Source organism: Streptomyces sp. NBC_00663 (genome assembly GCF_036226885.1).
Classification (GTDB): domain Bacteria; phylum Actinomycetota; class Actinomycetes; order Streptomycetales; family Streptomycetaceae; genus Streptomyces.
This window is the reverse complement of the sequence record NZ_CP109027.1, coordinates 3709169-3721611: the sequence shown is the minus strand read 5'-3', so window position 1 is coordinate 3721611 and position 12443 is coordinate 3709169. Positions and strand designations below refer to the sequence as shown.

The window sequence follows — 12443 nt, the reverse complement described above, 5'->3', positions numbered from 1 at the left end:
GTGAGCATGGCCTCTGATCGTCCTCGCGTGCTCTCCGGAATCCAGCCCACCGCAGGCTCGTTCCACCTCGGCAACTACCTCGGCGCCGTCCGTCAGTGGGTGGCCCTTCAGGAGTCCCACGACGCGTTCTACATGGTCGTCGACCTGCACGCGATCACGCTCCCGCAGGACCCGGCGGACCTGCGGGCCAACACCCGCCTGGCCGCCGCTCAGCTCCTCGCGGCCGGTCTCGACCCGGACCGCTGCACGCTCTTCGTGCAGAGCCACGTTCCCGAGCACGCGCAGCTCGCCTGGGTCTTCAACTGCCTCACCGGCTTCGGCGAGGCCTCCCGCATGACCCAGTTCAAGGACAAGTCCGCCAGGCAGGGCGCCGACCGCGCGAGCGTCGGCCTCTTCACCTACCCGATCCTCCAGGTCGCGGACATCCTGCTGTACCAGGCCAACGAGGTCCCCGTCGGCGAGGACCAGCGCCAGCACATCGAGCTCACCCGCGACCTCGCCACGCGCTTCAACGGCCGCTTCGGCGAGACCTTCACGCTTCCGAAGCCGTACATCCTCAAGGAGACGGCGAAGATCTACGACCTTCAGGAACCGTCGATCAAGATGAGCAAGTCGGCGTCGACGCCGAAGGGCCTGATCAACCTCCTCGACGACCCGAAGACCACCGCCAAGAAGGTCAAGAGCGCGGTCACCGACACGGACACCGTCATCCGCTTCGACACCGAGAACAAGCCGGGTGTCAGCAACCTGCTCACCATCTACTCGACCCTCACGGGCACGGGAATCGCGGAACTGGAGCAGAAGTACGACGGCAAGGGCTACGGTGCGCTCAAGACGGACCTCGCCGAGGTCATGGTCGAGTTCGTGACGCCGTTCCGGGAGCGCACCCAGCAGTACCTGGACGACCCGGAGACGCTGGACTCGATCCTGGCCAAGGGCGCGGAGAAGGCGCGTGCCGTCGCGGCCGAGACGCTGGCGCAGGCCTACGACCAGGTCGGCTTCCTGCCCGCCAAGCACTGAGGCGAGCACGCACGCGTACCACCGCACAGAACCGTACAGACGTACCACTGGGCAGAGCGCTGCACATCACTACGGTTGCGCCTGCCCACATCACAGCCGTGGCCGTACAGTCGATAGCCGGACGGCCGGGACGAACCCGACACGGGGGAGACCCCCGACACCCGAGAGGGAAGACAGGAGACGACGTGGGGACCGTAACGATCGGTGTGTCGATCGCGGTCCCGGAGCCTCACGGCAGCCAGCTCCAGCAGCTGCGCGCGGGCTTCGGCGACGCCGCGGCTCACGGCATCCCCACGCATGTCACCCTGCTGCCCCCGACAGAGGTCGACGACGACGCGCTGCCCGCCATCGAGGCGCACCTCACCGAGGTCGCCGCGGCCGGCCGCGCGTTTCCGATGCGGCTGTCCGGCACCGGCACCTTCCGGCCACTGTCACCGGTCGTGTTCGTCCAGGTCGCCGAGGGAGCCGAGGCCTGCACCTGGCTCCAGAAGCAGGTCCGTGACGCCTCCGGGCCGGTCGCCCGCGAACTCCAGTTCCCGTACCACCCCCACGTCACGGTCGCCCACGGCATCGACGAAGCGGCCATGGACCGCGCGTACGAGGAACTCGCCGACTACGAGGCCCGCTGGCCGTGCACCGGCTTCGCCCTCTACGAACAGGGCCCGGACGGCGTGTGGCGCAAGCTGCGCGAGTACGCCTTCGGCGGGACCGCCGTGGTGCCTCCTCAGGCGTCCTCCGCCTCCGTGGAACAGGGCACGACCGCCCACTGACCGGGCCACGACGGGACCACGGGACGACGAGCGAGGGGACGGCTCCGCCGAAGATCCCGTCTCCATAGGCGACTTCAGGATCCTCGGACGGCAGGGCACGACGTCCTCCACGGCGCCCGCCGCCCCGACAGCCGCTAGATCGGCAGCCGTCGGAACGCCTCGCGGGGTACGTGCCGCAGAGCCGACATCACCCACCGGAGCGCCCCGGGCACCCACACGGTCTCCGAACGTCGCCTGAGACCCAGCTCCACGGCCTTCGCGACCTCCTCGGGCGTCGTCGCGAGCGGCGCCTCGGGAAGGCCGGCGGTCATCTTCGTGCGGACGAACCCGGGGCGCACGACCATGACGTGCACGCCGGTGCCGTGCAGGGCGTCGCCCAGCCCCTGGGCGAAGGTGTCGAGGCCGGCCTTGCTGGAGCCGTAGATGAAGTTGGAGCGGCGGGCACGTTCGCCGGCGACCGAGGAGAGGACCACCAGGGAGCCGTGTCCCTGCGCCTGCAACGCGCTCGCGGAGACCAGGCCCGCCGACACCGCGCCCGTGTAGTTGGTCTGCGCGACCCGCACCGCGTCCAGCGGTTCACGCTCGTCGTGCGCCTGGTCACCGAGGACACCGAAGGCGAACAGCACCATGTCGATGTCGCCCTCGGCGAAGACCTTGCCGAGAACCGCGTCGTGGGACCCGGGGTCGAGCGCGTCGAAGGCGACGGTGCGCACGTCGGCTCCCAGGGCGCGCAGGTCGGCCGCGGACTGCTCCAGCGCGGGCGACGGGCGCCCCGCCAGCCACACGGTGCGGGTGCGGCGGGCGACGAGACGGCGGGCGGTGGCCAGCGCGATCTCGGACGTACCGCCGAGGACGAGCAGGGACTGGGGGAGGCCGAAGGCGTCCTTCACGGCAAGCAGCTCCTATGGGTCGAGCCAGAGGCTCGGGAGGTCGAGGCGGCGAAGCGCGGGGCTTCGGAGGTCGAGGCGGGGTCTACAAGGGCGAAGCGTGGGGCTCCGGGCGAAGCATGGGGCTCCGGAGGTCGAGGTGGGATCTACAGGGCGAACGCGGGGCTTCGGAGGTCGAGGTGGGGTCTACAGGGCGAAGCGTGGGGCTCCAGAGGTCGAAGCGTGGGCTCCAGAGGGCGAAGCCGGTGCTCTGGAAGGTGAGGCGGTTCTACAGGTCGAGGCGGCGGGACAGGTCCGAGACGAACACCCCGCGCGGGTCCAACTCCGCGCGCAGCGCCCGGAAGTCGTCGAGGCGTGGGTACATCGCGGCGAGCAGCTCGGGGCGCAGCCGGGAGTCCTTGGCGAGGTAGACCCGCCCGCCGGCCGCGGCCACCTCCTCGTCCAGTTCGTCGAGGAGGGGACCGAGGCCGGGCAGCCCCGTCGGGATGTCCAGGGCCAGGGTCCAGCCGGGCAGCGGAAAGGAGAGCCAGCCGGGGTCGGCGTCCCCGAAGCGCTTGAGGACGGCCAGGAACGAGGGGCAGCGCCGCTCTGAGAGGCGGCGCACGATCCGGCGCAGGGTGTCCTCCTGGCCGTACGGCACGACGAACTGGTACTGCACGAAGCCGCCGCGGCCGTAGATCCGGTTCCAGTGCGGGACCCCGTCCAGGGGGTGGAAGAAGGCCGAGAGCTTCTGGAGTCGGCCGGTACGCGCGCGTGGGGCGGTGCGGTACCAGAGCTCGTTGAACCAGCCCACGCCACGGCGGCTCAGCAGCCCCTCCGGAAGACGGGCGGGCGGGGCCGGGAGCCGAGAGGGCCGGAACGCCAGCGCGTCTGCACGCGCACGCGTGCCCAGCGCGTCGAGGGGCGCGTGCTCGCCGCGGGTGAGCACCGCGCGGCCGGTCGCCGTGCCCCGCGCGAGCAGGTCGATCCAGGCGACCGAGTACCGGTAGTGGTCGTCGGTGGCGGACAGCCGGGCCATCAGGTCGTCGAGGTCACGCGCGCGTTCGGTGTCGACCCTCATCAGCGAGGTCTGCACCGGCTGGAGCTGCACCGTCGCGGTCAGGATCACGCCGGTCAGGCCCATACCGCCGGTGGTCGCGTCGAACAGGGGCGTACCGCGGCTCACGGTGCGGATCTCGCCGTCGGCGGTGAGGAGTTCGAACGACAGCACATGCCGGGAGAAGGCGCCGCAGACATGGTGGTTCTTGCCGTGGATGTCGGCACCGATGGCTCCGCCGACCGTGACGTAGCGGGTGCCGGGCGTGACCGGGACGAACCAGCCGAGCGGCAGCAGGACCCGCATCAGTCGGTGCAGGGAGACGCCCGCGGCGCACAGCACGGTGCCGCCGTCGGCGTCGATCGCGTGGACGCGGTCCAGGCCCGTCATGTCGAGGACCTCGCCGCCGGCGTTCTGCGCCGCGTCGCCGTACGCCCGTCCCAGGCCCCTGGGGATGCTTCCGCGGGCCCCGCAGCCGCGGACCGCGGCCACGGCCTCCTCGTACGTCCGCGGGCGGACCAGACGGGCCGTGGTGGGCGCCGTACGGCCCCATCCCGTGACGGAAACGGTCTCGGCAGACATGTCGGTGACCGTATCGCCCTCAGGTGGGGGATTGGTTTTGGAACATCCGGAACATCACAGAACATCAATCCTCTCCCCGAAATGGGTGATTAATGGGATGTCGCTCAATATTGTCGGAGTCCAGGCGGCGTCGACGTGAACAGTGAGTCCTCATGGGCTCCTTCGACCACCGCGTCGCGCACGACGGCATCGACCACCGAATCCTTTCGGCACTCTGGGCGTGCGGTGCCGATCCGCGCGTCGGTGGTGCCGCGCGTGCGTTGTCCCGGGCCGGCGAGCACGGTGCACTGTGGCTTGCGGCGGGTCTTGCGGGAGCCGCCGTGGACGGCGCGCGGCGCGGCGCCTGGTTGCGCGGAACCGCGCTCGTCGCAGGCGCACACGCCGTCGGCATGGGCGTGAAAAGGGTGGTACGCCGCCCACGCCCCACGCACGTCGAACCCCTGGTCCGCACCGCCGGCCGCTACTCCTTCCCGAGCGCGCACGCGGCCTCCGCCGCGGCGGCCGCGGTCACCTTCGGCGCGCTGGGGGCGTGCGGAACGCGTGGGGGGCGCCCCCGGCGCGGCGTGCGGCTGCTCCCCTCTCTCGCCGCCGCCATGTGCCTCTCGCGCCTCGTCGTCGGCGTCCACTACCCGTCCGACGTCGTGGCGGGCGCGGCCCTGGGAGCGCTCACGGCGCGCTTCGGAGCGCGCTGGATGAGGAGGGGCACGCATGACTGAAACAGCGCCGCTCACCAGCGGCGCACACCCTGGCGACGCGCACCCCACCGGCGGACACCCAGGCAAGGCGTACCCCAGCGACGCCCATCCCACCGGCGCGCACCCCAACACCCCCGCGCTCCTCGGCCAACGCACGCCCCCACGACCCCCCGCACCACCCCGCCACCCACGCTCCGTCCTCCTCCTCGGCCTGCTCAGGACCGCCCGCCCCAAGCAGTGGGTCAAGAACGTTCTCGTCGTCGCCGCCCCCGCAGCCGCCGGCCAGCTCTTCACCCGGCACGCGCTCACCCAACTCGCGCTGGTGTTCGCGCTGTTCACGGCCTGCGCAGCCGCCGTCTACCTGATCAACGACGCCCGCGACGCCGACGCCGACCGCGCCCACCCCACCAAGCGCCACCGCCCGGTCGCCGCGGGAGAGGTCCCCGTACCCGTCGCGTACGGCGTCGGAGGCGTCCTCGCCGTCCTCGCGCCCGCCGTCGCCTGCTGGCTCACCCCACCCCTCGTGCCGGCCCTGCTCCTCGCCTACCTCGGCATGCAACTGGCCTACTGCGTCAGCCTCAAGCACGTCCTCGTCGTCGACCTCGTCGTCGTCACGACCGGGTTCCTGATGCGGGCGATGGCCGGCGGGCTCGCCCTCGGGATTCCGCTGTCGCGCTGGTTCCTGATCACGACCGGCTTCGGGGCGCTGTTCATGGTGGCGGCCAAGCGCTACTCCGAAGCCGTGCAGATGGCGGGCGCGGCGGGCGCCACGCGCGCGTTGCTCAGCGAGTACACGACCGGCTATCTGCGCTTCGTGTGGCAGCTCGCGGCCGGGGTCGCCGTCCTCGGGTACTGCCTGTGGGCCCTGGAGGACGGCGTGACGCACACCCTGGGGGCGCACACCGCCCCCGCGGCCACCGGCCTGCTGCCGTGGCGTCAGTTGTCCGTCGTGGCGTTCATCCTGGCGGTCCTGCGGTATGCCGTCTTCGCCGACCGCGGCACCGCGGGCGAGCCCGAGGAGGTTGTCCTCGGCGATCGCGCACTCGCCGTCATCGGCCTGGTGTGGCTGGCGATGTACGGGCTGGCGGTGGCGCATTGGTAGACCACCTGGCGGCTCCCCGATCGCGACGCCACGCAATCCCCCGAACACGACGCCCCGCATTCCCCCGATCGCGACGCCCCGCAATCCCGTGAACGCGACGCCGCGGATTCCCCCGCACCGGCCTCGCCCACTTCCCCACACCCCCCCACGGCCCCGGCATGTCGCTCGCCACTGTCCTGCGCTTTCCGGGTACTCGTACAGAGGTCTTCAGGACGTATGGGTCTTCGGAACGTGGGGCATACCTGGGTCACCGAGCACAGAGGCGGACATGGACTGGCTGAAGAACCTCCCCGTAGTCGGGCCGGCGGTCGTCCGGCTGATGGCCACGCACGCGTGGCGGTCGTACGAGCGGCTGGACCGGGTGAAGTGGACGCGGCTCGCCGCCGCGATGACGTTCATCAGCTTTGTCGCGCTGTTCCCACTGCTGACCGTGGCCGCCGCGATCGCCGCCGCGACCCTCAGCGAGTCGCAGCAGGACGACCTCCAGAACAAGATCGCCGACCAGGTGCCCGGCATCTCCGACCAGCTCGACATCGACGGCCTGGTCGCCAACGCCGGCACGATCGGGCTCATCGCCGGCGCCGTTCTGCTGTTCACCGGCATCGGCTGGGTCGGCTCCATGCGCGAATGTCTGCGCGCGGTGTGGGAGCTGCCCGACGAGGAGGTGAACCCGCTCCTGAGCAAGGCCAAGGACACCGGCATCCTGTTCGGCCTCGGCGGCGCCCTGCTCGTGACCATCGCCGCGTCCGCCGTCGGCTCCGCCATGGTCGGCTGGATCAGCGACCAGATCGGCATCGACCGGGAGGGCTGGGGCGCGGTCCTGCTGCGGTGCGCGGCGTTCCTGATCGCCGTACTCGCCGACTTCCTGCTCCTGCTGTACGTCCTCACCCTGCTGCCCGGCGTCGAACCGACCCGCCGGCGGCTGCTGGTGGCGGCGCTGATCGGCGCGGTCGGGTTCGAGCTGCTGAAGCTGCTGCTGAGCGGCTATATGCAGGGTGTGGCCGCGAAGAGCATGTACGGCGCGTTCGGCGTGCCTGTGGCCCTGCTGCTGTGGATCAACTTCACGTCGAAACTTGTCCTGTTCTGCGCCTCCTGGACGGCGACGCAGAGCAAGGAGGACGAGCCGGGCGAGGTCAGCGACGACGCCGTACGAGATCCGGCAGCGGCCACCGGCGGTTGACCAGGTACGCGCCGGCTGCCAGCAGCGCCAGCACGCCGCCGGTGATCGCGAGGGCGATGCCCATGCCGCCGGTGCCGGAGGACGTCGTGGCACTCGCCATCGGCTTGCTGGAGGAGCCGCCGCCACCGACGGCGCCGCCCGCCTCGGCGGAGGCCGTCGCACCCGGCTGGGCGCTCGGCTGCGCCGCGCTCTTGGGCAGGACCAGCTCGCCGACCGGCTCGACCTTGCCCGCGGCCTTGAAGCCCCAGTCGAAGAGCTTCGCGGTCTCCTTGTAGACCTCGTTGTGCTCGTTCTTCGCGGGGTTCATGACGGTGACGAGCAGCACCTTGCCGTTGCGTTCGGCGACGCCCGTGAAGGTGGCGCCCGCGTTGGTGGTGTTGCCGTTCTTCACGCCCGCGATGCCCGGGTAGACCTCGACGTCGGAGTCGGTACCGGCCAGCAGCCGGTTGGTGTTCTGGATCTCGAAGGACTCGCGGACCTTCTTGCCCTTCTTGTTCTTCTTCGTCTTGCCCGGGAACTTCGCGGTGACCGTCGAGCAGTACTCGCGGAAGTCCTTCTTCTGGAGCCCGGAGCGGGCGAACAGCGTCAGGTCGTACGCGCTCGACACCTGGCCCTCGGCGTCGTAGCCGTCAGGACTGACCACGTGGGTGTCGAGGGCCTGGAGCTCCTCGGCGTGCTCGTTCATCTCCGCGACCGTGTTCTTGACGCCGTCGTTCATCGCGGACAGCACGTGCACTGCGTCGTTGCCGGAGCGCAGGAAGACGCCGAGCCACAGGTCGTGGACCGTGTAGGTCTCGCCCTCCTTTATGCCGACCGTGCTGGATCCCGGGCCGACGCCCGCCAGGTCGGAGGGGACGACCTTGTGCTCGGTGGTGCTGGGGAACTTCGGCAGGACGGTGTCGGCGAACAGCATCTTCAGGGTGCTCGCGGGGGCCAGCCGCCAGTGCGCGTTGTGCGCGGCGAGCACCTGGCCGGACTCGGCGTCGGAGACGATCCACGACCGTGAGGTGAGGTCCTTGGGCAGCACCGGCACCCCGCTCGCCAGGTTGACCTGGGTCCCGGCCTGCCCGAGCCGGGCGCCGCCGACGGTCGACATGTTCGCGGGCGGGGTGGCCGAGGGAGACGTCGAGGGACTGGGCGCTGCGAACACGGGCGCGGCGGTCAGCGCGAGGGACGTCAGGGTGGCGGAAACGACCAGCAGGGTGCGCCTTGCGGTCTTCTTAGGTGCGGACACGGTCGGAAACGTACATGCCACCGCCCGTGAAGTCCCAGCGCCCTCCCCACCCCGGCCGCGGAACCGGTCACCCGGCGGAGATACTGGACGTATGAAGCTCAGCCGCCCCGTCTCCTGGTTCCTGCTCGCCTTCGGGGTGTGGAGCTGGATCATCTGGATCACTTTCGTCAAGAATCTCGTCAAGGACGGCAGCGGACTCGCGTTCGACGACGCGGGCGACCCGACCGCGTACTTCTGGGTGCACCTGACGCTCGCCGTCGTTTCCTTCGTATTGGGGACGGTCGTCGGCGGCATCGGGTTGCGCGGGGTGCGCGCATTGCGGCAGACGTCATAGCGGGCCAGAACCCCGCGGAAGCCAACAAAGGGATACGACTTCGTGGTCATCGTCTTCGCCGTGCTCGCCCTGGTCGTCCTGGTGACCGCCAACTGGTATCTGTGGCGCCGTCTGTTCCGTGACACGACCAGCGGGCCGGGCTGGGTCCGGCGGACGGGCGCGGCGGTCGTGGCAGGCGGCTGGCTGCTGGCGATCGGCGCCCTCGTGGGCGAGCGCACCGGCGCGCCCTTCTGGCTCCAGCAGGTGCTGGCGTGGCCCGGTTTCCTGTGGCTCGCGCTGTCGATCTACCTGCTGGTGGGAGTGGTGGCGGGAGAGGCCGTACGACCGCTGCTGCGCCGCTTCCTGGAGCGACGGGACCGGCGCAACGCGCCCGTCGCCGCCGTCGAGGTCGCCGTACCCCGTCCGGAACCCGTACCGGCGGGCGCGGCGCCCGAAGAACCCGCCGAACCGGCCTCCCCCCGTCTTCTCGCCGCCCCCTCGCGTCGCCTCTTCGTCTCCCGGGTGGTCGGCGGAGCCGCCGCCGCGGCCGCGGTCGGGACCGTCGGCTACGGGACGTACGGCGTGCTGCGCGGGCCGCGGGTGAAGCGGGTCACCGTGCCGCTGGCCAAACTGCCGCGCGCGGCACACGGGTTCAGGATCGCGGTGGTCAGCGACATCCACCTGGGCCCCGTCCTCGGCCGAGGCTTCGCCCAGACGGTCGTGGACACGATCAACTCCACGCAGCCCGACCTGGTCGCGGTCGTCGGCGACCTGGTGGACGGCAGCGTCAAGGACCTCGGCCCGGCCGCGGCCCCGCTCGCGCACCTGAAGGCGCCGGCCTACTTCGTCACCGGCAACCACGAGTACTTCTCCGGCGCCGAGCAGTGGGTCGAGGAGGTGCGCCGCCTCGGACTGCTCCCCCTGGAGAACACCCGTACGGAACTGCCCTGGTTCGACCTCGCGGGTGTGAACGACATCGCCGGGGAGAGCGAGGGGCAGGGCCCCGACTTCGCCAAGGCGCTCGGCGACCGCGACACCACGCGCGCGTGCGTGCTCCTCGCCCACCAGCCCGTCCAGATCCACGACGCCGTCGACCACGGCGTCGACCTCCAGCTCTCCGGCCACACCCACGGCGGCCAGCTCTGGCCCGGCAACTTCCTCGCCGAGGCCGCGAACCCGACCGTCGCGGGCCTGGACCGCTACGGCGACACCCAGCTCTACGTCAGCCGCGGCGCGGGCGCCTGGGGACCGCCCACGCGCGTGGGCGCGCCCTCGGACATCACGGTCATCAAGCTGGCGTCACGGCAGGCGTGAGGCCACGGAGAGCCGCTCTGCAACCGTTCGCGGCGGACTCTGTGCGAGCCCTGTGAAACTCTTCCGTAACACCTTGCGGCAATGACTTTCTCAACTCTCAAGATCCCTCTTCCCCAGGGTGAAACCGGTGTGATTAGGTGAGCCGCGCCGCTAGGGGAGTGGCATATGCGCTTGGGGCCGTCAGGGGCCCGGGGAAGGAAACCGATGCGATCGGTTCGCATACGGATTCTCGCGACGCTGCTCGTGCTGGCGGCCGTGGGAGTGGGCGGCTGGCAGCTGATGCCGTCGCAGGAGGACACCGGTAAGACCATCACGGTCGGTACGACGGACGTCGTGACGTCCCTCGACCCGGCCGGCGCCTATGACGCCGGGTCCTGGGCCCTGTTCAGCAATGTCTTCCAGTCGCTGCTGACCTTCGACTCAGGCGGCACCAAACCGGTGCCGGACGCGGCGGAGAACTGCGACTTCGTCGGCGGCGGGCTCAAGACGTACCGCTGCGAGCTGCGGTCTGGCCTGGAGTTCCCGAGCGGGCGCGCGATGACCGCCGAGGACGTGAAGTACTCGTTCGACCGCGTCAAGAAGATCAGGTCGGATGTCGGCCCGGTCTCCCTCCTCGACACCCTCGAGTCGGTGACGGCCGAGGGCCTGACGGTCACCTTCCACCTCTCCTCAGCGGACGCCACCTTCCCGTTCAAGGTCGCCACCGGGGCCGGCGCGATCGTGGACCGTGAGAAGTACCCGGCCAACGGCCTGCGCACCGACAACGGCATGGACGGCACCGGCCCGTACGAGCTCACGTCGTACACGAAGGACAAGAAGGTCGCCCTCGCGCCCAGCGACCGCTACAAGGGCGCCGTCAAGGACTCGGGCCGCCCCGTCGAGCTGCTCTACTACAAGGACGCCGACGCGCTGAACACGGCCTGGAAGGCCCATCAGATCGATGTCGCCACCCGCCAGCTGCCGCCCGCGGTGCTCGCCTCGCTGAACCCGAGCGATCCCTCGATGCGGGTCTCCGAGGCCGACAGCTCCGAGGTCCGCAACCTCTACCTCAACACCCGTTCCTCCTCGCCGCTGCACGACACCAAGGTCCGGCAGGCGATGGCCTGGATGATCGACCGCGAGCGGCTGGCCGCCACGGTCTACGAGGGGACCGTCGACCCCCTCTACTCGCTGATCCCGGCCGGCCTCACCGGCCACACCACCGCGTTCTTCGACGCCTACGCCAAGCAGAGCACCGCGAAGGCCAAGGAACTGCTCACCGAGGCCGGGGTCTCGCTGCCGGTGAAGTTCACCTACGGGTACGCCACCGGCCGCGGCGCCGCCGACAAGGAGGCCGCGGAGCTCAAGAAGCAGTTGGAGGCGGGCGGCCTGTTCAAGGTGACGCTCAAGCCGTACGAGTGGACCGCCTTCCAGAAGGCGTGGGCCACCGGCAAGCTCGACGCGTACGCGGTCGGCTGGGTCGCCGACTTCCCCGACCCGGACACCTACGGCGGCCCGCTCGTCGGCACCGACGGCACCATGAGCACCGGCTACAGCAGCGCCGAGGTCGACAAGCTGATTCAGGCCAGTCAGCAGTACGCCGACCGCGCGGACGCCGCGGACGACTTCCGGTCGATGCAGGACGCCGTCGCGCGCGATGTTCCCGTCATCCCGCTCTGGCAGGCCAAGGAGTACGTAGTGAGCAGCGAGGACGTCGGCGGTGGCCAGTACCTTTCGGACGGCACCGGTGTCTTCCGTCTCTGGCGCCTCAACTGGATCTGACCCGAACTCGCGGCATCGACATTCGCCCGAGTGACGCCGGGCAGCCGCCCAACGCAGCACCATGTGACGGAGGTGTGTGCGGGGTGAGGAGCAAACGTGCTGAGACGCAACTCCTTCCGGCTGCCCCGGCATCCGGCTTCCGTCGGTCTGGTCCGGCGCCGGGTCCGGGACCATCTGGCCGACTGGGGGCACGGGAGTGACGACCCGGCCCTGGCGGACGCGGTGCTGCTGGTGTCCGAGCTGGCCACCAACGTCGTACGCCACGGGCCGCTCCTGGAGCGCGAGTTCGAGGTCGCGGTGACGGCGCTCGCCGACGGCTCCTGCCTCATAGAGGTCTCCGACGAGGGCCAACTGGAGCCACGGCTGAGGCTGGTGGGGGAGGGGGAGGAGGCCGGGCGGGGACTGCACCTGGTGGAGCACATCGCCGCCGCGTGGGGGGTGTGGAGCCGGGGCATCCATGGCAAGACGGTGTGGGCCCTGGTCCTGGCCAACACGTGAGGCGCACGCGCGCGGTCGCGTCCGGCGCCGCCAGAACGTGAGGCGCACGCG

12 protein-coding genes are annotated in these 12443 nt (G+C 70.7%); 9 read left to right on the top strand and 3 right to left on the bottom strand.

All coding sequences use genetic code 11. The features are described from left to right. Positions 1-6 precede the first annotated feature (6 nt). Complete coding sequence (gene trpS / locus OG866_RS16790; RefSeq protein WP_329335547.1) at positions 7-1020, top strand: tryptophan--tRNA ligase; 1014 nt, start codon at positions 7-9, stop codon at positions 1018-1020. Between the two features lie 185 nt (positions 1021-1205). Continuing rightward, entirely contained in the window at positions 1206-1790 is a 585-nt protein-coding gene (locus OG866_RS16785; protein WP_329335545.1) for a 2'-5' RNA ligase family protein, read from the top strand. 134 nt (positions 1791-1924) lie between these two features. On the opposite strand, the gene OG866_RS16780 is transcribed toward OG866_RS16785, so the two are convergent. After that, entirely contained in the window at positions 1925-2680 is a 756-nt protein-coding gene (locus OG866_RS16780) for a decaprenylphospho-beta-D-erythro-pentofuranosid-2-ulose 2-reductase (RefSeq protein WP_329335543.1), read from the bottom strand. 265 nt (positions 2681-2945) lie between these two features. Beyond that, positions 2946-4295 (bottom strand): FAD-binding oxidoreductase, encoded by a 1350-nt coding sequence (locus OG866_RS16775; protein WP_329335541.1) that lies wholly within the window; start codon positions 4293-4295, stop codon positions 2946-2948. 152 nt (positions 4296-4447) lie between these two features. Between OG866_RS16775 and OG866_RS16770 the strand changes: the two genes are divergently transcribed. The 3 genes from OG866_RS16770 (at position 4448) to OG866_RS16760 (ending at position 7272) form a co-directional block, all read left to right on the top strand. Next, positions 4448-5011 carry a phosphatase PAP2 family protein gene (locus tag OG866_RS16770; protein ID WP_329335539.1) on the top strand — a complete coding sequence of 188 codons (564 nt, stop codon included), beginning with the start codon at positions 4448-4450 and terminating at the stop codon, positions 5009-5011. Continuing rightward, the gene (locus tag OG866_RS16765; RefSeq protein ID WP_329335537.1) at positions 5004-6092 is read left to right on the top strand and encodes a decaprenyl-phosphate phosphoribosyltransferase; all 1089 of its coding nucleotides are present in this window, start codon (positions 5004-5006) and stop codon (positions 6090-6092) included. Before OG866_RS16770 ends, OG866_RS16765 begins: the two co-directional genes overlap by 8 nt. Before the next feature lie 268 nt (positions 6093-6360). Then, the gene (locus OG866_RS16760) at positions 6361-7272 is read left to right on the top strand and encodes a YihY/virulence factor BrkB family protein (protein ID WP_329335535.1); all 912 of its coding nucleotides are present in this window, start codon (positions 6361-6363) and stop codon (positions 7270-7272) included. On the opposite strand, the gene OG866_RS16755 is transcribed toward OG866_RS16760, so the two are convergent. Beyond that, positions 7226-8506 carry a D-alanyl-D-alanine carboxypeptidase family protein gene (locus OG866_RS16755; protein ID WP_329335533.1) on the bottom strand — a complete coding sequence of 427 codons (1281 nt, stop codon included), beginning with the start codon at positions 8504-8506 and terminating at the stop codon, positions 7226-7228. The genes OG866_RS16760 and OG866_RS16755 overlap by 47 nt on opposite strands. Before the next feature lie 91 nt (positions 8507-8597). Here OG866_RS16755 and OG866_RS16750 point away from each other — a divergent pair, with 91 nt between their 5' ends. From OG866_RS16750 to OG866_RS16735, 4 genes are all read left to right on the top strand, one after another. Then, positions 8598-8840, top strand: coding sequence for an SCO4848 family membrane protein (locus OG866_RS16750; protein WP_329335531.1), 243 nt, complete (start codon positions 8598-8600; stop codon positions 8838-8840). 42 nt (positions 8841-8882) lie between these two features. Beyond that, positions 8883-10133 carry a metallophosphoesterase gene (locus OG866_RS16745; protein ID WP_329335530.1) on the top strand — a complete coding sequence of 417 codons (1251 nt, stop codon included), beginning with the start codon at positions 8883-8885 and terminating at the stop codon, positions 10131-10133. Between the two features lie 204 nt (positions 10134-10337). Next, the gene (locus OG866_RS16740) at positions 10338-11894 is read left to right on the top strand and encodes an ABC transporter substrate-binding protein (protein WP_329335528.1); all 1557 of its coding nucleotides are present in this window, start codon (positions 10338-10340) and stop codon (positions 11892-11894) included. Between the two features lie 96 nt (positions 11895-11990). Next, positions 11991-12392 (top strand): ATP-binding protein, encoded by a 402-nt coding sequence (locus OG866_RS16735; RefSeq protein WP_329335526.1) that lies wholly within the window; start codon positions 11991-11993, stop codon positions 12390-12392. Positions 12393-12443 lie beyond the last annotated feature (51 nt).